General features: G+C 73.7%; 12 protein-coding genes and 2 pseudogenes. 11 read left to right on the top strand and 3 right to left on the bottom strand.

What is annotated here, in order from left to right; translation table 11 throughout:
- Positions 1–20 precede the first annotated feature (20 nt).
- The 4 genes from ACZ6KO_RS00820 to meaB all read left to right on the top strand — a co-directional run bounded on the left by ACZ6KO_RS00820 (position 21) and on the right by meaB (position 6,119).
- Positions 21–941, top strand: a complete 921-nt coding sequence (locus ACZ6KO_RS00820) for an NADP-dependent oxidoreductase (RefSeq protein WP_469298306.1) — start codon at positions 21–23, stop codon at positions 939–941.
- Positions 942–1,067: 126 nt separating this feature from the next.
- A complete protein-coding gene (locus ACZ6KO_RS00815) occupies positions 1,068–2,930 on the top strand; it encodes a methylmalonyl-CoA mutase family protein (protein WP_469298304.1) in 1,863 nt (620 codons plus the stop codon).
- On the top strand, positions 2,927–5,113 hold the full coding sequence (gene scpA / locus ACZ6KO_RS00810; protein ID WP_469298302.1) for a methylmalonyl-CoA mutase: 2,187 nt from the start codon (positions 2,927–2,929) through the stop codon (positions 5,111–5,113). Before ACZ6KO_RS00815 ends, scpA begins: the two co-directional genes overlap by 4 nt.
- A 16-nt stretch (positions 5,114–5,129) precedes the next feature.
- Positions 5,130–6,119 (top strand): methylmalonyl Co-A mutase-associated GTPase MeaB, encoded by a 990-nt coding sequence (gene meaB / locus ACZ6KO_RS00805; protein WP_469298300.1) that lies wholly within the window; start codon positions 5,130–5,132, stop codon positions 6,117–6,119.
- A 389-nt stretch (positions 6,120–6,508) separates the two neighbouring features.
- Here meaB and ACZ6KO_RS00800 read toward each other — a convergent pair whose 3' ends face one another.
- Entirely contained in the window at positions 6,509–7,510 is a 1,002-nt protein-coding gene (locus tag ACZ6KO_RS00800) for an asparaginase (RefSeq protein ID WP_469298296.1), read from the bottom strand.
- Between the two features lie 130 nt (positions 7,511–7,640).
- On the opposite strand from ACZ6KO_RS00800, the gene ACZ6KO_RS00795 reads away from it, so the two are divergent.
- The 7 genes and pseudogenes from ACZ6KO_RS00795 to ACZ6KO_RS00765 all read left to right on the top strand — a co-directional run.
- Positions 7,641–8,096 carry an Lrp/AsnC family transcriptional regulator gene (locus tag ACZ6KO_RS00795; protein WP_401455351.1) on the top strand — a complete coding sequence of 152 codons (456 nt, stop codon included), beginning with the start codon at positions 7,641–7,643 and terminating at the stop codon, positions 8,094–8,096.
- Positions 8,097–8,177: 81 nt separating this feature from the next.
- The gene (locus ACZ6KO_RS00790) at positions 8,178–11,669 is read left to right on the top strand and encodes a DUF4132 domain-containing protein (RefSeq protein ID WP_469298294.1); all 3,492 of its coding nucleotides are present in this window, start codon (positions 8,178–8,180) and stop codon (positions 11,667–11,669) included.
- 111 nt (positions 11,670–11,780) lie between these two features.
- Positions 11,781–12,908 carry a PP2C family protein-serine/threonine phosphatase gene (locus ACZ6KO_RS00785; RefSeq protein WP_469298291.1) on the top strand — a complete coding sequence of 376 codons (1,128 nt, stop codon included), beginning with the start codon at positions 11,781–11,783 and terminating at the stop codon, positions 12,906–12,908.
- A 175-nt stretch (positions 12,909–13,083) separates the two neighbouring features.
- Positions 13,084–13,542 (top strand): annotated as a pseudogene (locus tag ACZ6KO_RS00780) (cation:proton antiporter domain-containing protein); the annotation flags it as partial.
- Positions 13,543–13,814: 272 nt separating this feature from the next.
- The gene (locus tag ACZ6KO_RS00775; protein ID WP_469301604.1) at positions 13,815–14,699 is read left to right on the top strand and encodes a hypothetical protein; all 885 of its coding nucleotides are present in this window, start codon (positions 13,815–13,817) and stop codon (positions 14,697–14,699) included.
- Between the two features lie 18 nt (positions 14,700–14,717).
- A complete protein-coding gene (locus ACZ6KO_RS00770) occupies positions 14,718–15,299 on the top strand; it encodes an ester cyclase (protein WP_469298289.1) in 582 nt (193 codons plus the stop codon).
- A pseudogene (locus ACZ6KO_RS00765) lies at positions 15,296–15,829 on the top strand (FAD-dependent oxidoreductase); the annotation flags it as partial. The gene ACZ6KO_RS00770 and the pseudogene ACZ6KO_RS00765, both read left to right, overlap by 4 nt.
- Positions 15,830–16,055: 226 nt before the next feature.
- Here the strand turns inward: ACZ6KO_RS00765 and ACZ6KO_RS00760 are convergent.
- On the bottom strand, positions 16,056–17,873 hold the full coding sequence (locus tag ACZ6KO_RS00760) for a galactose oxidase-like domain-containing protein (protein ID WP_469298287.1): 1,818 nt from the start codon (positions 17,871–17,873) through the stop codon (positions 16,056–16,058).
- 308 nt (positions 17,874–18,181) lie between these two features.
- Complete coding sequence (locus ACZ6KO_RS00755; RefSeq protein WP_469298285.1) at positions 18,182–19,432, bottom strand: TIGR02679 family protein; 1,251 nt, start codon at positions 19,430–19,432, stop codon at positions 18,182–18,184.
- Positions 19,433–19,437: the final 5 nt, after the last annotated feature.

Raw genomic sequence — 19,437 nt, 5'->3', positions numbered from 1 at the left:
GCCCCGGGTTGAGCGTGATCATGAAGGCAATCACGTACAGCGCATACGGAACTCCCGCCACCCTCACGGCAGTCGACGCGCCCACGCCCAAGGTCGGCCCCGACGAGGTGCTCGTCCGCGTCAGGGCCGCGGGGGTCAATCCGGTGGACTGGAAGCTCGCCGCCGGCTACCTCGACCCCCTTCTCGAAGTGCGCTACCCGGTCATCCCCGGCTGGGACGTCGCCGGCGTCGTGGAGGCCGTCGGCGCGGACACCTTCGACTACGCCGTCGGCGACGAGGTGTACGGCTACGTCCGCAAGGAGTGGGTGGAGCTGGGCACCTACGCCGAACTGGTCGCCGCTCCGGTGCGCACCCTGGCCCGCAAGCCGCGGGCGCTGAGCTTCGAGGAGGCGGCGGGCATACCGCTGGCCGGCCTCACCGCGTACCAGTCGCTGCGGCGGGCCGGTGTGAGCTCCGGCGAGACCGTCGTCATCCACTCCGCGGCCGGCGGCACCGGCTCGCTCGGCGTGCAGATCGCGGTGGCCCTCGGCGCCCGTGTCATCGGTACGGCCGGGGCGCACAACCACGACTTCCTGCGCTCCCTGGGCGCGGAACCGGTGCTGTACGGGGACGGTATGGCCGACCGGATCCGCGCGCTGGCACCCGAGGGCGTGGCCGCCGGGCTCGACTTCTACGGCGACGGCGCCGTGGAGATCCTGCAGGCGCTGACCGGCCGGCCCGACCGGGTGGTCTCCATCGCCGACGTCGAGGCCGCGGCCAAGGGCTCCCACCAGCTGTGGGTCCGGCCCGACCCCGCCGACCTCACCTTCCTGGCCGGACTGGCCGACGCCGGCAAGCTCACGGTGAACGTCGCGCACGCGCTGCCGCTGGAGGAGGCGGCGAAGGCCTGGGAGCTGAGCGCCTCCGGACGCACCCGGGGCAAGATCGTCCTGACGGTCTGACGGCGGGGCCGCGGCGACCGTGGCTCCGAGCCGCTCTTTCGTGCCCCCTCCCGTCTCACATGAGAGGGGGAGATCACACGCAGTGGATATAGGCGTGCTTAAGGCGACCCCCCTAGCATTCGAGCCATGACGGTCCTGCCTGATGACGGGCTCTCTCTGGCCGCCGAATTCCCTGACGCGACACATGAGCAGTGGCAGCGCCTGGTCGAGGGCGTACTGCGAAAGTCGGGCAAGGAAGCTTCCGGCGAGGCAGCTGAAGAGGCGTTGTCCACCACGCTCGAGGACGGGCTCAGCACCCGCCCGCTGTACACCGCTGCCACCACCGGGGACGCCGGCACCGGATTGCCCGGATTCGCTCCCTTCGTGCGCGGCGGCACGGCCGTGGGCAACGCCGCCGGCGGCTGGGACGTACGGCAGCGGCTGGTCGCCGCCGACCCCGAGCGGCTGAACGAGGCGGTCCTCGGCGACCTCGAGAACGGCGTCACCTCGCTGTGGCTGCCCGTGGGCCGCGCCGGGATCCCCGTCGACGGCCTCGCCCGCGCCCTGGACGGCGTCTACCTGGACCTCGCGCCGGTCGTGCTGGACGCCGGTGCGGACTACGCCGGGGCCGCCCGCGCGCTGCTGGCGCTGTACGACGAGCGCGGGGTGGCCCCCGAGGCCGCGCGCGGCAACCTCGGCGCCGACCCGCTGGGCCACGAGGCCCGCACCGGCGAGGCCCTCGACCTCGCGCCCGCCGTCGCACTGGCCCGCGAGAGCGCGGCCGGCCGGCCCGGCCTGCGCGCGCTGACCGTCGACGCCCTGCCGTACCACGAGGCCGGCGGTTCGGCGGCCCAGGAGCTCGGCCTGTCGCTGGCGACGGGCGTGGCGTACCTGCGCGCCCTGACCGACGGCGGCCTGGGGACGGCCGCGGCGCTGCGGCAGCTGGAGTTCCGCTACGCCGCCACCGCCGACCAGTTCCTGACGATCGCCAAGCTGCGCGCCGCCCGCCGGCTGTGGGCCCGCGTCGCCGAGGCCTGCGGGGTCCCGGAGGCGGGCGCCCAGCGGCAGCACGCGGTGACCTCGCCGGTGATGATGACCCGGCGCGACCCGTGGGTGAACATGCTGCGCACCACCATCGCCTGCATGGCGGCGGGCGTCGGCGGCGCGGACTCGGTCACCGTGCTCCCCTTCGACCACGAGCTGGGCCTGCCCGACGCGTTCGCGCGCCGCATCGCCCGCAACACTTCCACGATCCTGCTGGAGGAGTCGCACCTGGCCCGGGTCATCGACCCGGCCGGCGGCTCGTACTACGTCGAACGCCTCACCGACGAACTCGCCCAGGCGGCCTGGGCGTTCTTCCAGTCCGTCGAGAAGGCCGGCGGCCAGGCGGCCTGCCTGCGCTCCGGCACGGTCGCGGACGCGCTCGCCGTCACCTGGGCGGAGCGCTCGAAGAAGCTGGCCAAGCGCCGCGAACCCGTCACGGGCGTCAGCGAGTTCCCGCTGCTGTCGGAGAAGCCGGTGGAGCGCGAGAGCGCGCCCGCCGCGCCGTCCGGCGGGCTGCCCCGGGTCCGTCGCGACGAGGCGTACGAGGCCCTGCGCGCCCGCTCGGACGCGCACCTCGCGGCGACCGGCGCCCGGCCCCGGATCTTCCTGGCCGCGCTGGGACCGGCGGCCGCGCACACCGCCCGCGCCACGTTCGCCTCGAACCTCTTCCAGGCGGGCGGCGTCGAGGCCGTGCACGACCCGGTGACGGTCACGGCGGCGTCGGCCGCGCAGGCGTACGCCGCGTCCGGCGCCGACGGCATGGCCGTGCTGTGCTCCAGCGACGCGCTCTACGAGGAGCAGGCCGGGGCGGTGGCGGCCGCGCTGCGCTCGGCCGGCGCGACCACGGTCTTCCTCGCCGGCCGGCCGGGCACGGCGGAGGCGGACGTGGACGCCTACGTCTTCGCCGGCTGTGACGCCGTCGCCGTGCTGACCTCCGTACTCGACCGGATGGGAGTGGCTCCTTGAGCATCCCCGACTTTTCCGAGCTGGGCCTGGGCTCAGGCGCCGCCGCCGGGGTCACCGAGGACCAGTGGCGGGCGGCGGTGAAGGAGTCCACCGGCTCCGCCACCGGTGACCTGCTGTGGGAGACCCCGGAGGGCATCGGCGTCAAGCCGCTGTACACCGGGCGCGACCTGGAGGGCCTGGACTTCCTCGCGACGTACCCGGGTGTGGCCCCGTACCTGCGCGGCCCGTACCCGACGATGTACGTCAACCAGCCGTGGACGATCCGGCAGTACGCCGGCTTCTCGACGGCCGAGGAGTCCAACGCCTTCTACCGGCGCAACCTCGCGGCCGGCCAGAAGGGCCTGTCGGTCGCCTTCGACCTGCCCACCCACCGCGGTTACGACAGCGACCACCCGCGGGTGACGGGCGACGTCGGCATGGCGGGCGTGGCGATCGACTCGATCTACGACATGCGGCAGCTGTTCGACGGGATCCCGCTGGACAAGATGTCGGTGTCGATGACGATGAACGGCGCGGTGCTGCCCGTGCTGGCGCTGTACATCGTGGCGGCGGAGGAGCAGGGCGTCTCCCCCGACAAGCTCGCCGGGACCATCCAGAACGACATCCTCAAGGAGTTCATGGTCCGCAACACCTACATCTATCCGCCGAAGCCCTCGATGCGGATCATCTCGGACATCTTCGCGTTCACCTCGCAGAAGATGCCCCGCTACAACTCGATCTCCATCTCCGGCTACCACATCCAGGAGGCCGGTGCCACGGCCGACCTGGAGCTCGCCTACACCCTCGCCGACGGCGTGGAGTACCTGCGCGCCGGGCAGGCCGTCGGGCTGGACGTGGACGCGTTCGCGCCGCGCCTGTCCTTCTTCTGGGCGATCGGCATGAACTTCTTCATGGAGGTCGCCAAGCTGCGTGCGGCCCGCCTGCTGTGGGCGCGGCTGGTCAAGCAGTTCGACCCGAAGAACGCCAAGTCGCTGTCGCTTCGCACGCACTCGCAGACCTCGGGCTGGTCGCTGACCGCGCAGGACGTCTTCAACAACGTGACGCGCACGTGCATCGAGGCGATGGCCGCGACCCAGGGCCACACGCAGTCGCTGCACACCAACGCCCTCGACGAGGCGCTGGCCCTGCCGACGGACTTCTCCGCGCGCATCGCCCGCAACACCCAGCTGCTGCTCCAGCAGGAGTCGGGCACCTGCCGGGTCATCGACCCGTGGGGCGGCAGCGCGTACGTCGAGAAGCTGACGTACGACCTGGCGCGGCGGGCGTGGCAGCACATCGAGGAGGTCGAGGCGGCCGGCGGCATGGCGCGGGCCATCGACGCGGGCATCCCGAAGCTGCGCGTGGAGGAGGCCGCGGCCCGTACGCAGGCCCGGATCGACTCCGGGCGGCAGCCGGTGATCGGCGTGAACAAGTACCGGGTGGAGAACGACGAGGCGATCGACGTCCTCAAGGTCGACAACTCCTCGGTGCGCAGCCAGCAGATCGCCAAGCTGCGGCGGCTGCGCGAGGAGCGCGACGAGGCGCTCACGCAGGACGCGCTGCGGGCGCTGACGAACGCGGCGGACCGCGGCGACGGCAACCTGCTCGCCCTGGCGGTGGACGCGGCGCGCGCCAAGGCGACGGTGGGCGAGATCTCGGACGCGCTGGAGAAGGTGTACGGACGGCACGCGAGCCAGATCCGTACGATCGCGGGCGTGTACCGCAACGAAGCAGGGGAGTCCCCGGCCGTGGAACGCACGCGCGCACTGGTGGACCGGTTCGAGGAGGCGGAGGGCCGCCGTCCGCGCATCCTGGTCGCCAAGATGGGCCAGGACGGGCACGACCGGGGCCAGAAGGTGATCGCGACCGCCTTCGCCGACCTGGGCTTCGACGTGGACGTCGGCCCGCTGTTCCAGACCCCGGCGGAGGTGGCCCGCCAGGCCGTCGAGGCGGACGTCCACGTGGTGGGCGTCTCGTCGCTGGCGGCCGGCCACCTGACCCTCGTACCGGCGCTGCGCGAGCAGCTGGCGGAGGAGGGCCGCGAGGACATCATGATCGTGGTGGGCGGTGTCATCCCGCCGGCCGATGTCCCCACGCTGCTGGAGATGGGCGCGACGGCGGTGTTCCCGCCCGGCACGGTCATCCCGGACGCGGCGCACGACCTGGTGTCGCGGCTGGCCGCGGACCTCGGTCACGAGCTGTAGGCGGGGGCGGCGCCGGATGCCCCCTCGTATCGACATCGAGGCGTACGTGAAGGGTGTGCTCGACGGGAAGCGCGCGCAGATCGCGCGTGCGATCACGCTCGTCGAGTCCACCCGGCCGGATCACCGCGCGCTGGCGCAGGCGCTCCTGACGGAGCTGCTGCCGCACGCGGGGCGGGCGCGCCGGATCGGCATCAGCGGGGTGCCGGGGGTGGGCAAGTCCACCTTCATCGACGCGTTCGGCACGCTGCTGACGGGGCGGGGCCACCGGGTGGCGGTGCTGGCCGTGGACCCGTCGTCGACCCGTACGGGCGGTTCCATCCTGGGCGACAAGACCCGGATGGAACGCCTGGCGGTGGACCCGGCGGCGTTCGTCCGCCCCTCCCCCTCGGCGGGGACGCTGGGCGGGGTCGCGAAGGCGACCCGCGAGTCCATGATCGTGATGGAGGCGGCGGGCTACGACGTGGTCCTCGTCGAAACGGTCGGCGTGGGCCAGTCGGAGACGACGGTCGCGGGCATGGTCGACTCCTTCCTCCTTCTCTCCCTGGCCCGTACGGGCGACCAGCTCCAGGGCATCAAGAAGGGCGTCCTGGAGCTGGCGGACGTCCTGGCGGTGAACAAGGCGGACGGCCCGCACGAGCGGGAGGCGAAGGCCGCGGCCCGCGAACTGTCGGGCGCGCTGCGGCTGATGCACCCGGCCGACGCGGCCTGGACCCCGCCGGTCCTGACGTGCAGCGCACGGGAGTCGCTGGGTCTGGACGAGGTGTGGAACCGGCTGGAGCAGCACCGCACGGTCCTGGACTCCACGGGCCGGCTGGCGGCCAAGCGCCGGGACCAGCAGATCGAGTGGACCTGGTCGATGGTCCGCGACGAACTCCTGGACCGCCTCCGCTCGCACCCGGCGGTCCGCGCCCTGGCCCCGGCACTGGAACAGCGCGTCCGCGAAGGCGAACTGACGGCCACGTCGGCGGCGGACCAACTCCTGTCGGCATTCACAACGGGCCCCTGAGCCGAAGGCCCGGCCCCGAACCCGCGGAACCCGGGGCCGGGCACCACTCCAGCCCCGCCGGCGTTTGAGGCGCGGGGGCACGGGGGCGGAGCCCCCGATCTCTGAGCCCCGCCGGCGATTGAGGCGCGGGACCCGGGACCGAGCACCACTCCAGCCCCGCCGGCGTTTGAGGCGCGGGGCCCCGGGGCCGGACACCATCCCAGCCCCGCCGGCGTTTGAGGCGCGGGGGCACGGGGGCGGAGCCCCCGATCTCTGAGCCCCGCCGGCGATTGAGGCGCGGGGCCCCGGGGCCGAGCCCCGGGTTCGGGAAGGGGCGGGGTGGGGAAGGAGCCGCCCGCAGGGCCAGCGGCGGCCGCACGCCCGGGGCCCACCTCGCCCCACCGGGAACGTCAGGCCGTGGCCAGCGCCGCCTCCGGCTCCCGCAGAGCCGCCCGCAGCACCCGCACCCGCTCGGCCGGGTTCGCCGACGCCAGCAGCGCCGCCAGCAGGGCGATGCGGGCCTGGCCCGCCCGCAGGGTGCCCGTGGGGACCGCGCCCGCCGCGACCAGGTCCACCGCGCCGCCGTGGGTGTAGATCTCGGTGACCGGGCCGGCCGCGACCCGGGTCGTCAGAGCCACCAGCACGCCGCGCGCAACGGCGTCCCGGACGGCCTCGACGATCTGCGGCGTGGCGTTGCCGGCACCGGTGGCGACGAGGACGACACCCTTGGCCCCCGCCTCGACGGCGGCGTTCAGCAGCACCGCGTCGCCGTCGGCGTGGTGCATCACCATGTCCACGCGCGGCGCGAGCTCCGGCATCGCGGGCAGCGCCAGCGGCTCGTGGCGGCGCGGCCGGCGCAGCACCGTGACCTTGCCGAAGCCGACCTTGCCGAGCCACTCGCCGGAAGGGTCGGCGAAGGCGTCGGCGGCCAGCGTCTGGGTCTTGACGGTGCCACGGGCCGCATGGACCCGGCCCGCGAAGGCGATCAGCACGCCCAGGCCACGGGTGGTGGCGGCGGTGAGCAGGGCGTCGTACAGATTGCCCGGCCCGTCCCCGTCCTCCGTACCCATCGGCTGCTGCGCGCCCGTGAACACCACCGTGCGCGGGTCGTGGTGGTGGAGGTCGACGAGGAAGGCCGACTCCTCCAGCGTGTCGGTGCCGTGCGTGACGACGACGCCCTCGACGCCCGGGTCGGCGAGCACCTCGTGGACCGTGCGCAGCAGCGTCAGCTGGTGGGCGGTGGTCAGCCGCGGGCTGTTGACGCTGAACAGGTCGACGACCTCGACGTCCACCCCCTCGGGGAGCGGCGCGGTGGCCATGACCTCGCGGCCGTCCGCGTCGGCGGCGAAACCGGAACCCTGCCAGCGGCTCGCTATCGTCCCGCCGGTGCTGATGACGACGATCCGTCCCACGGCCCCTGCCTTCCCCTCGGTGTGGTTCTCGAATGTGTTTGCGGTAATCAGCAATCATAGGAAGGTCGGCGCGCAATGTGCTTGCGTTCTGAGGCACACCTCCCCTCCCACCATGGTGGATGATTGCGCCATGGACGCCATTGACCGCGATATCTTGCGCGAGCTCCAGAAGGACGGCCGGCTCAGCAACCAGGAACTGGCCGCACGCGTGGGGCTGACCCCCTCCCCCTGCATGCGCCGGGTACGGCAGTTGGAACAGGACGGGGTGATCCAGGGCTACCGCGCGGTGATCGACCCCGAGGCGGTGGGCCGCGGCTTCGAGGTGCTGGTCTCGGTGGAGGTCCGGCGCGACCGCGAGGCGGTGGAGGCCTTCGAGGCGGCACTCCAGGACATTCCGGACGTCATCGAGGCGTACCGGCTGTTCGGCAGCCCCGGCTGCCTGCTGCGGATCGCGGTCGCGGACCTGCGGGCGTACGAGCGGTTGTGGATCGAACAGCTGACGGCGCTGTCCGGGGTCACCGAGGTCAACTCGCAGATCATCATGAAGCGCATCAAGGAACCGACGGGCCTGCCGGTCGACCGCTGAACACCTGCCCCGCCCGGCACTGTCAGTGGCCACCGCTACGGTGCGTACAGGTGATCACACGGGAGAAAGGCGGCGGGGGCCGTGCGACAGGACCAGGACCACACCGAGAACCACACCCAGGACCACACCCAGGACCACACCACCGAGGACGTCTTCACGCTGCCGGACGGCTGGAAGCGGAACCTCCACCCGCGCCGCGGTGGTGCCCACGGGCCGGTGCCCGCGGTCGACCCGCGCGCGGTGCCCAAGGCCGAGCGGCTGCTGGCCCGCGACGCCGGCTGGACCACCGAAATGCTCGGCGCCCCGGACAGCGACCCCGAGCTCGTGGCGGCGGTCCGCCGCCACCGGGACGGACGGCCCGACCCGGTGGGCGCCGCCGTCCTCGCCCAGCCGACCCACGGCGGCGTCAGCGACGCCGGGTTCGTCGTGGACGCCTGGGCCACCACCTCCGGGCTGCCCTTCGCCGCCCGCGCCGCCGTCGAGTTCGACGAGATCCGGCTGCGGTACACCCAGAGCGGCACCGTCCGCACCGCCGGGGGCGTCGACAGGCTGCCGGAGTCCGGTGGCGGCTGGGGCGGCGCGCCCGGGCCGCTCGCCGACCGGGCGCGGGCCCTGCTGGCGGTGGCGGACGGGGCGACGTACGCGGCGGCGGTCGAGGCGCTGGCCGCCCACCGGCACACCCCGCGCCGCCGCGTGACCGTCTCCTACCTCGTGCCCACCGAACGGGCGTGGGTCACCGAGTGCTGCGCGGACCGCGCCACCGCGGCCCACCCCGGCTTCGCCGTCCGGGCCCGGCTGCTGTGCGCGCTCGGCTCCGCCGAGCAGCTCGCCCTCCTGCTGGACGGGGCGCCGCGCCTCGCCCTCGGCCACCGCGGCTGGAACCCGGCGCTGATCGCCACCGTCGCCGAGGGCATCGGGCCCGCGCTGGCGCCCCTGCTGGCGGCCGAGCTGACCGACCCGCCGTACCCGCTGGACGCCGGGGCCCTGCGGATGCTCGCCGAGAGCCTGGCCGAGCTGCCCGCCGACGCGGCGTTCGCGGCCCTGCTGGAGGGCGCGCGGGACGCCGTACGGGGCAAGCAGGTACGGCCGGCCCTGCTGGCGGCGGCGCGCCGGTTCCCCGTACGGGCCCTGCGCCTGCTGGCGCAGGCGGTGCTCGCGGAGGAGGCCGGGGACGGCCCGGCGGCCGCGAAGGCCGGCGGCGCGACCCGGCGGCTGCTGGTCGGCCATGTCGCCGCCCACCGCGCGCAGACGCTGGCCGCGCTGGCGGACCTGCCCGAGGCGGCGGCCGCGCTCGTCGGACCGCTCGCCCGCGAGGACGACCGGCTGCCGGAGGCCGATGCCGCCGGCCTGCCCACTGTGCTGACCAGCCCACCGTGGACCCGCGAGCGGGTGGTCGTCGAGGCGCCGGTGGTGACCGGCCTGGCCGCCCCCGGGGAGGGGCACGTCCGGTGGCTGCCGGGCGAGCGGGAGAGCTGGGCGGCGGCCGAGGTGTGGACCAACCCCTGGGCCGAGACCGACATGGACCGGCTCGCCGGGCAGCTGCGCGCGGGCTGGCTGCGCGAGGACGACGCCCTGCGGCTGTTCGCGCGGGGCCCGGTGGAGGTCGTCCGTCCGCTGCTGGAGCGGTGGGAGGGCCCGCTGCGGACGTACCACGAGATGGATGCCTTCCGGCCGGTCGTCGCCGCGCACGGGCCGGTCGCGCTGCCCACGGCCCTGGTCGTGGCGGAGCGGATGCCGGGCAGCATGGGTCCGCTGCTGCTGCCGTTCGTGGACGTGCGCGTCGCCCGTCTGATGGCGGACTGGCTCGTCCGGCTCAAGGCCGCCGGGCGCACCGCGCGTGCCTGGCTGCTGCGGCACGGCGCGGCGGGGGCCGCGCCCCTGCTGGTGCCCGACGCCCTCGCCCGCCCCGGCCGCGCCCGCACGGCCGCCGAGGCGGCGCTGCTGCTGATCGCCCGGGAACACGGCGCGGACGTGGTCCGCGCGGCCGCCGCCGGGTACGGGCCGGAGGCCGCCGCGGGCATCGAGGTGCTGCTGGACGCCGATCCGCTCGAGGCCGCGCTGCCGGCGAAGCTCCCGGTGCCCGGCGCGTGGGCGGACGAGCGGGTGCTGCCGCAGATCGCCCTGCGCTCCGGGAACGCGCTGCCGGCGGCGGCGACGCGGCACGTCCTGATGATGCTGGCGCTGTCCCGGTCCGACAGCCCGTACCCGGGGCTCGCCGCGGTCCGTGCGCTGGCCGAGCCGGCGTCGCTGGCCGCGTTCGCCTGGGCGGTGTTCGAGGAGTGGCGGCTGGCGGGCATGGAGCCGGGTGACGCCTGGGCGGTGCACGCGCTGGGGCTGCTGGGCGACGACGGGACCGCCCGCCGGCTGGCCCCGGTGATCCGGGCCTGGCCGGGCGAGGGCGCCCACCACCGGGCCGTGGACGGGCTGGACGCACTGGCGGCCATCGGCACCGACACGGCGCTGCTGAGCCTGCACCAGATCGCCCAGCGGGTCCGTTTCAAGGCCCTCAAGGCACGGGCGACGGAGAAGGTGGACGAGGTCGCCGCCGGTCTCGGGCTGACCGGCGAGCAGCTGGCGGACCGGCTGGTGCCCGATCTCGGGCTCGACGCGGCCGGCTCCCTGGTGATCGACTACGGCGGGCGGCGCTTCACGGTCGGCTTCGACGCGCAGCTGGCGCCGTACGTCCTGGACGGGGCGGGCAAGCGTCTGAAGAACCTGCCGGCGCCCGGCGCGCAGGACGACGCCGGGCTCGCGCAGGACGGGCGCAAGCGGTTCGCCGCGCTGAAGAAGGAGGTCCGCGCAACCGCCTCCGACCAGGTGCGGCGGCTGGAGTCGGCGATGGTGCGCGGGCGGGCGTGGACGGGCGCCGAGTTCCGCCGGCTGTTCGTCGAACACCCCCTGGTGGGGCACCTGACCCGGCGCCTGGTGTGGCACGTGGGGCCGGGGCCGGAGCCCGCGGCCGGTGGTGCGCCCGCGGCCGGTGGCACGCCCACCGCCTTCCGGGTCGCGCCGGATGGCTCGTACGCGGACGTCGAGGGCATGCCGGTGACCGTGGCCGACGACGCGGTGATCACCCTGCCGCACCCCCTGCTCCTGGGCGCGCGGGCGGTGGCCCGGTGGTCGAAGCGGTTCGCGGACGAGGCGCTCACGCAGCCGTTCCCGCAGCTGGAGCGGCCGGTGTTCACCCCGACGGCCGAGGAGTCCGGCGGCTACCGGCTGGCCCGCTTCGAGGGCGTCACCGTTCCCGTGGGCGCGGTGCTGGGGCTGACCCGGCGTGGCTGGGAGCGGGGCGCGCCGGCGGACGCGGGCACCGAGCGGTGGATCTCGCGACGGCTGGGCGAGCGGTGCCACGTGGTGATCGCGCTGCGGACGGGCATACAGGTGGGAAACGTGGACCGGACCCCCGACCAGACCCTGGAGACGGTGTGGCTGGACACGCTGCCCGGCGACCACTTCCCCCGGCGCGAGCATCCCTGGCGCGTCGCCGATCTCGACCCGGTCCTGGCCTGCGAGGTACTGGCCGACCTGACGGCTCTGACAGCCGCGACCGACGGGACGGCGGTGTCCGGCTGACCGGACCGGAGCCCGCCCGACCCGCCCGACCCGCGCGGGTCGCGGGGCGCGACACGCGGGTCCCGGCCCGTCCGGTGCGCGCGAACTATAAGGGCGGTGTATCCAGGAGTCATGGATCAACGGCTGACGTACCTGAGTCACGGGCGCTCCGGTCCGTCGCGCCTGGTGCTGCTGTCGGTCCCCTTCGCGTTGATCGCGATCGTCACGGTGGTCGACATCCTGGCCCCGCCCGAGGTGCACCTCGGGCCGTTCCTGGTGGCCGCCCCGGCGCTCACCGCCTCCTTCGCCGGCCCCTGGATGACGGGGTTCGTCGGGGCGGTGGCGGTGCTGGCCCAGGCGGTGGTGGCGATCGTCCGCACCACGCTCACCGACCTGAACCACACGTTCCAGATCATCGCCCTGATCCTGATCTCGGTGTTCGTCACGCTCTTCGCCCACCTCCGCGAGGTCCACGAGAAACAGCTGACCCAGCTGCGCTCGGTGGCCGAGGCCGCGCAGCAGGTGGTCCTGCGACCGCTGCGGGACCGGATCGGCCCGCTGCGCGTGGCCTCCGTGTACCTCGCGGCCGAGGAGGAGGCGCAGATCGGCGGCGATCTGTACGCCGCCGCGCGCACCGCGCACGGGACCCGGCTGATCGTCGGGGACGTGCGCGGCAAGGGGCTGGAGGCGGTCGGCGACGCCGCCCTGGTCCTCGGCGCGTTCCGGGCGGCCGCCCACAAGGAGGTCGACCTGCCGGAGCTGGTCGCCCACCTGGAGGCGGCGGTCGCGGCGGACCTGGACGGCGTACCCGGGGCGGACGATCCGGACCCGCCCGGCGAGAGCTTCATCACCGCGGCCGTGCTCGACATCCCCGACCAGGAGATGACCCTGCACCTGATCAGCTGCGGGCATCCGCCGCCGCTGCTGCTGCGCGGCGGCCGGGTCGTCCCGCTGCAGGTGGACCAGCCGGCGCCGCCGCTGGGCCTGGCCGACTTCATGGAGACCGCCGCCACCCCGCAGGCCTTCTCCTTCGAGCCCGGTGACGTGATCCTGCTGTACACGGACGGCGTCATCGAGGCGCGGGACGAGGCCGGCGAGTTCTACCCGCTGCCGGAGCGCGCCGCCGACTGGCTCGGCGACGGCCCGGACGCCCTGCTGCACCACCTGTGCGCCGACCTGCTGGAATACACCCCGGGCGGCCAGCTGGGCGACGACGCGGCGATGGTCGCCATCGAACGGGTCGGCGAGGCCCGGACGTGACGAAGGCGCGGCCGACGGCTGGACACCCGGCCAGGCCAATGAAGACATACCCACGCCGCACACCACGCACGAGGCCCTCCCCTGCCACGCCCTGGCCACTGCCCCCGCCCCCGGCCTCGGCCCACCGGGCGGCGCCCCCCTGCCCCTGACGCTGCCCCCGCCCCTGGCCCTCGCATTGCTCCTGTCCACGGCCCACGTCTGCGGCCGGCTCGCCGTACACCTGCGGCAGCCCGCCGTGGTCGGGGAGATCGTCGCGGGCGTGGTGCTCGGGCCCAGCCTGTTCGGGCAGCTCCCGGGCGACGTTCCCGGCCTGCTGTTCCCCGAGCAGGTCCCGCCGTCCTTACGGGTCCTCGCCCAGCTCGGGCTGGTGCTCTTCATGTTCGGCGTGGGCCTGCGCCTGGACCCCGCCCACCTGCGGGGCCTCGGCCGGCACCTCACAGCGGTGTCCCTCGGCGCGCTCGCGCTGCCGTTCGCCCTGGGTGTGGGCCTGGCCGTGACGCTCCTCCCGCCGGGGGACGGCCCGCTCGGGCCCGCGCTCTTCCAGGGCGTGGCGAGGTCGATCACCGCCTTCCCGGTGCTGGCCCGCATCCTCGCCGACCGCGGGCTGCGCGCCACCCGCATCGGCGCGCTCGTGCTGGCCTGCGCCGCCTCCAGGACGTGCTCGCCCGGTGCGTGCCGGCCGTGGTCGTCGCCCTGGTCCACGCGGACGGCGCCGCCTCCCCGGCGTGGCCGGCCCGCGCACGCGCACGCGCACGCCGGGGCGCCCTCCCGATCGTCCGGCGGTACCGGCCGCGGCGGTGGCGTACGGACGGCGGCCCGAATGGCGTGCAAACCCCTTGTCCCCCAGGGGCGCGAGGCGGCACTAATGACCCACGTGCCATCCCGACAGCGGAAAAGGGAAGCGGGTTGTCCGAAGCCGTGCCCCTCGTTCCGCCGCTCACGCCGGAAGCGCTCGCCATCCTCTCGACGTTCACCGGCTACCCGGACATACCCAACGGCCGCCCCTGCGGCCTGTTCGCCCAGCACCCCGACGGCCGCGTGGAGCCTCTGGCCCCGGGCCGGATCCCCCCTCCGGGAACCCGCATCCACACCGTCGACGTCCCCCGGTGGGACCCGGGTTCCCGCCGAAGAGCGGAACTGCACTACGCAGCCATCGAGACCAACCCCACCGGCATGCGCCGGCTGATGCACCTGATAGAGACCCTCGGCGCCCGCCCCGACCTCCCCGGGCCCACCCCCCACCCGGCGGATCCGGATCCCTGCCGGCGCCGGGCGGCCGACATCAACGCCCTGCACCACCAGCTCGTCCGCCTCCTCCTGGAGCACGGATTCTCCGTCGAGATCGAGAGCCCGTTCGAGGCGGCCGTCCGGGAGACGTCCGAGGAGCACGGCTTCGACCTGCGGAGAGCAGTCGGCAAAGTCGGCACCTGCACGGGTTTCGTGGGCATGGCCCTGAGCAAGCGCAGCCCGCACAGACCCATCGAGCACTTCCTCTACGCCGTCCAGGTCACCGACTTCGACGACACCCTGCCCAGGATCAGCACGATCGTCGAGGAGAAGGACCCGACCCGGGACGGGTGGCAGTACGAGGAACGCGGCGTCTTCCTCACCTTGAACGCCATGGAGGCCCGGCTGCGCGCGGCCGCGCGAGAGGTGGCGGCCGAGGCCGCCTGCGCCCCGCAGTCCCCCGCCACATCGGCGCGCGCCGGTGAACTGCGCGTGGCCCGCAGCCGCTTGGCGATGCTCCGCCGCATCGAACGGCGAATCGACCCCGCTCTCCCCTCGCCCTGACCGCTCAAGGAGGCAGCAGTGATCGACGAGAAGACCCGCGCGGCACGGCAGAAGCTGGTCCTGGACCACTTCCACGACGAGGTCCGCCAGGACTGGGACGAGGTGCTCGCGACGTTCCCGCATCCCCACTACGAACTCGTCTCCACGATGACGGTCCACGACGGGGACGCCGCCGTCCGCGCCTACTACCGCGAGACCCGTACCGCCTTCCCCGACCAGGACCACGAGATCATCGCGTTGCGGCACAGCGACGACGCCGTCATCGTCGAGTTCTGGCTGCTGGGCACCCACCTCGGCCCGCTCGGTACGATCCCGCCCACCGGCAGCCGCTTCCGGGTCCGCATGACCGCGTACTTCATCTTCGACGCGGAGGAGAACCTCGTCTGCGAGCGGGTCTACTTCGACAGCCTGACGATGCTGAAGCAGCTCATCGGCGGCCTGGACATGAAGAACCCCAGGAACTGGCTCCTGACCGCCCGCTGCCTGCGCGGTCTGCTGAGGATGACCGGCGACGGACCGCACCCCACCCTGACCGACACTCCGAAGGCGGTTGTTCCGGAACCGGCCGGCCGTCCCCGGCCGAGCGGAACCGCCGCATGAACACCGAGGACGTGACGGACGGACAAGACAGCTTCGTGTTCGACCCCGGCGCTCCGGAGTTCGACCGGGACCCCCATCCCACCTGGGACCGGCTATGGGAACACACTCCCGTGTACTGGTGGCCAGCCGCCCACGGCTGGGTCGTCACCGTGCTCACGGACCGGCGCTTCAGCACCGAACTGAGCCACTACCCCCGGCTTCCGCCGGCCCTGCCGGAGGATCTGCTGGCGAGCCACCGACTGCTCGCCCGGCACGGACTGCTCTGCGTCCCGGAGGCCGACCACAGGCGGATGCGGCGGGCCCTGGGCCTGCGGCAGTTCGCCGGCCGGCACTTCGGCTCCATCGCCGCCCGCGTCGACTGGGACGGCCTGCCCCGGGCGCACGGTCCGGCGTCCCGCATCGAGGAGGTGACGTGCGGTACCCCGCACCACGGTGAATCGATTCTGCTCGTCGGGGACGCCGCGCACACCATGACGCCGTTCCTCGGTCAGGGCATCAACGCGGGCTTCGAAGACGTCCTCGTACTGGACCGCGTCCTGCGTACCGCCCGGGACCCCCTGGCGGCCGTGGCGTCCCGGTACGGCGCGCAGCGCGCGCCGCAGGGCGGGGCCGCCACCCGGCTCAGCATGTCCTGCCCCCGACCGGCTGCGCCTGTTCAGCCTCTACGACCACGCACGGGCGACGGCCCGACCCTGATCCCGAGGATCCGGAGAGCAGGGAATCCAGGGACCGGGCCGTCGCTCCCGTTCGTTCGGTTCAGCGCAGGGACACGAACTTGGCCGTGCTCGGTACCCCCTTCTCGTCGAGCAGGAAGAGCATGTAGTAGCCGGGTGGGGCGTCATTGGCGGAGGGCGGGGCCTGGAGCCCGATCGAGTTGCCCTGACGCTGGACGATCCGCAGCTCCAGATGGCGCTGGCTGGTGTTGAGCGCGTGGGTCGCGGTGGTCGGCGCCAGCAGGATGGCCTTCTTGACTTGACCGGGGGTCGAAGTCGTCACCCTGAAGCGGGAGTCGTAGCCGATCGGGACGCTCGGTACGTTGTCGAGCTTGGGCCGGGCACCCTGGTGGAGGTAGGCGGGCTCGAAGATCTCGATACTGCCGTTCATGTCGTCGTCGATCTTCGGGTCGTTGGCGAGCTGCTGGAGTTCGTCGCCGGTGACCATGATCCGGCCGTCGGGGAGGACGACCGCGTTGGAGTGGTAGCCGCGCGGCAGCCGCTGCACGGGGCCGAGCCGCCATTCCCCGAGCGCGTTGCGGGTCTCGATCTGGCGGTACTTGAGGTCGGACTTGGGGTTGTAGTCGCCGTTTCCGTAGTCCCGGATGCCGAAGGCGCCGTTGACCGTCAGCAGGCTCGCGTCCGGGAGGAGGAGGGTGTTGTCCTGGGTCCGGCCGAAGGCGCGCGGCTGCTTCTTCTCCCACACCCCGTTCGCGAGCTGGTAGGTGTTGGGGTCGTCGCGGTCACCCCCGAGGACCAGTACGGAGTTCGGGCCGCGGAATCCGGCGGGCAGCGGTACCGCCGAGCCGTAGCCGCGGTGGACGCCGTCCGGGCGAGCAGGCAGGTCTGCACGCGTTTCCGCGACCGGGTCGAAGGCCCACTGCTTGGTGGCGTGGCGGCCCAGGCCGTACACCTTGCCGTCGCGCAGGGTGAACAGGTGCGGGTAGTCGCTGTCCTCGCCGAACGGGGCGTCGACGGCCAGGGTGTCGGTGGGGAAGCCCCGCGGGATCAGGGTCTTCTCGTAGGGGACCGGGTGGGTCTTGGCCGGGAACCGCTCGATGACCGAGGTGGAGGTGCCCCAGCCCTGTTCGGTGTGGCCGGACATGATGAGGAGCCGCCCGTCGGGGGCAGTGGCGACGGACGGGTACCAGCGGCCCACCGCCATGTCCTTGTTGACCACCCACGTCTCGGTCCACGGGTCGAAGACGAGGGACAGCTTCGCTCCGGCGCCTCCGCCGTAGCCGAGGTTCCCGCCGAAGACGCCGAGCATGCCGTTGGGGAGGAAGGCGTGCCCGGCGCAGAAGAAGGGGGCCGGGCGCCGCTCGTTCGTACCGTCCGGCACGACCAGCTCGGGCGGGGTGACCTTGGTGAACGCTGCCGGGCCGGTCCCCTTCCCGGGATCCCAGAGGAAGGCGCGGCCGGCGTTCTCCGGCCCGAGCGTGTTGGTCGGCGCCGGCTCCTCCGTGGGGTCGGTCTCCACGCGCTCGAAGGAGAACAGCAGCACCTTGCCGGTGGGCAGCATGGCGATGTGGGCGGCGAAATCGGGCGACTGGAAGTACTCCGCGAACTGCCCGAACGCCTTGGGGTGGAACTTCGAGTTCGCCAGCTCCTGGGACCTGGTCAGATTGCTCAGGCTCTCGATCCGCGCGAGCTGGGAGTACCCGCCCAGAGCCTGGGCCGCCGCGCGGATCTTGGCATGCTCCTGAGCATGCCCGGCCCCCAGCGTCGCGGCCTCGGCGGCCTCATCGGGATGACTGGCCCCGTCGTGGGCGGTGGCCGGAACCGCGGCGACGAAGAGGGCGGTGGCCGCGATGGCGGAGAGCGACGCCGCGATTCTCCTGGGGCGGTGCCTGCGTGACATGTGACTCCTCACCTGTGAGCAGGTGCGGACAGGCGGAGAGCCTGCCATGGGCGGCGGTCACCCACAGTCACACATGTAGGACGATATGCACTCAGCGTGCTCATCGAGCCCGGACCCCTCAGGCAGGGCCGTCAGTGTCACGCCCCAGCACCACCCTGCCCGAACACCCCTCCCCGGCCCCGCCACGATCCCCCGCACGGCCGTCACTCTTCGTAGGCGAACACGCCGATTGCGATGACCGCCGCAGTGGCTGTCGCGACGCACTCCACGTGGTGGGTCATCGTCTACCCGAACGTGTCGTGGCCGTGTCACCCCGCGAGGTCCGTCAGCAGCACATCCAGTACTGCTTCCTCCTCGACGCGCAGGGCGTGCTCGCCGAGCGCGAGTGCCAGGTCCGGGTCCCAGGGCGAAAGCGCCGGTTTCCCGTCCAACGGGCGCAGATCCGGTCCCGCGGCTGCTATCGCCGCACGGTAGTCGTCAGCCGTGTAGCGCCAGGGCCGCCAGGGCACGTGCCCCGACAACGTCGTGGCGATGCGCAACCCACCCCAGTCGAAATCGCCGTGGTAGCGGAGAGCGGCACCGAGCTCGTACAGACGGGCGAGAAGGGTGAGCGCGGCGGCCGAGGGCTGGCCCTGAACGCACACCAGCGGCCGGGCATCCGGTCCGTGGCTGTCTGCCGCGGCGGACAGGACTGCAGGATTCTCACAGATGTGGACCACGGACGGTGCCGTCCGCAAGGGATGGCGGGCGAGCTGTCGAAGGGTGAGTACGCACGGCTCACCCGCATCGGCCATCCAGTCCAGGGCCGCAGTCCCGCGGAGGTTGAGTGTGAGCACCGTCGAGGAGACGTCGTCCCGGAGCAGGCCGGCGGAAGCCCATGCAGCCCGCCGCCCTCCCGCTCCCGCTCCCGCTCCCGCTCCCGCTCCCGCTCCCGCTCCCTCAGGGTGGCCGGTCAGAGCGCGGGTGCCGGAGAGCGCGAGCGTGGCCACCGGTGTCCCGTCGTCGAGCGCGTGGGCACTCCCCAGAGTGTCCGCGGCAAAGACCGCGAGCGACCGGGCCGGTTCCACGGGCAGCTCCCGCAGGACGCGGACGGTCTGCTCCAACAGCGGACGGGCGGCGGCGGGAGTACGGGCGAGACGGCGCACGAGGCCGTCGTCACGCACACGAACGGCCCAAGCAGCGTACGCAGGACGGTCTGCGGCCAGCGAAGCGAGAGGCTCGTACGCCTCCCTCCAGGCCTGTTCCTCGCTCCGGCGGGCCTCGTCGAGCGGGACGACCCGCCCGGTGAGCGCTGTCACGGCAGCCTCCAGGCCTTCGGGGCTGATCCCCGATCTGACCAGCACGGCGTCCACGGCGTCGAGCCGGACCGTCAACGCCCTGCCGGAGCCGGGCGGCCGGCCCAGCAGGCGCTCGGCCGCTGCCCGCTCGGCCGGGCTCGGCGTTGCCAGCGAGACCACCCCGGTGAGTGGCTGACCACGTTCCAGCCGGCGGCGCGCCCGCTCCACCAGCCAGGCCACATCATCGCCGCCGAGCAGCCGGCGCAGGCGGGCTTCGTCCACCGGCG

Source organism: Streptomyces sp. NPDC042102 (genome assembly GCF_055582305.1).
Note: the sequence above shows the minus strand (reverse complement) of the source record. Positions and strands in the feature narration are given on the sequence as shown.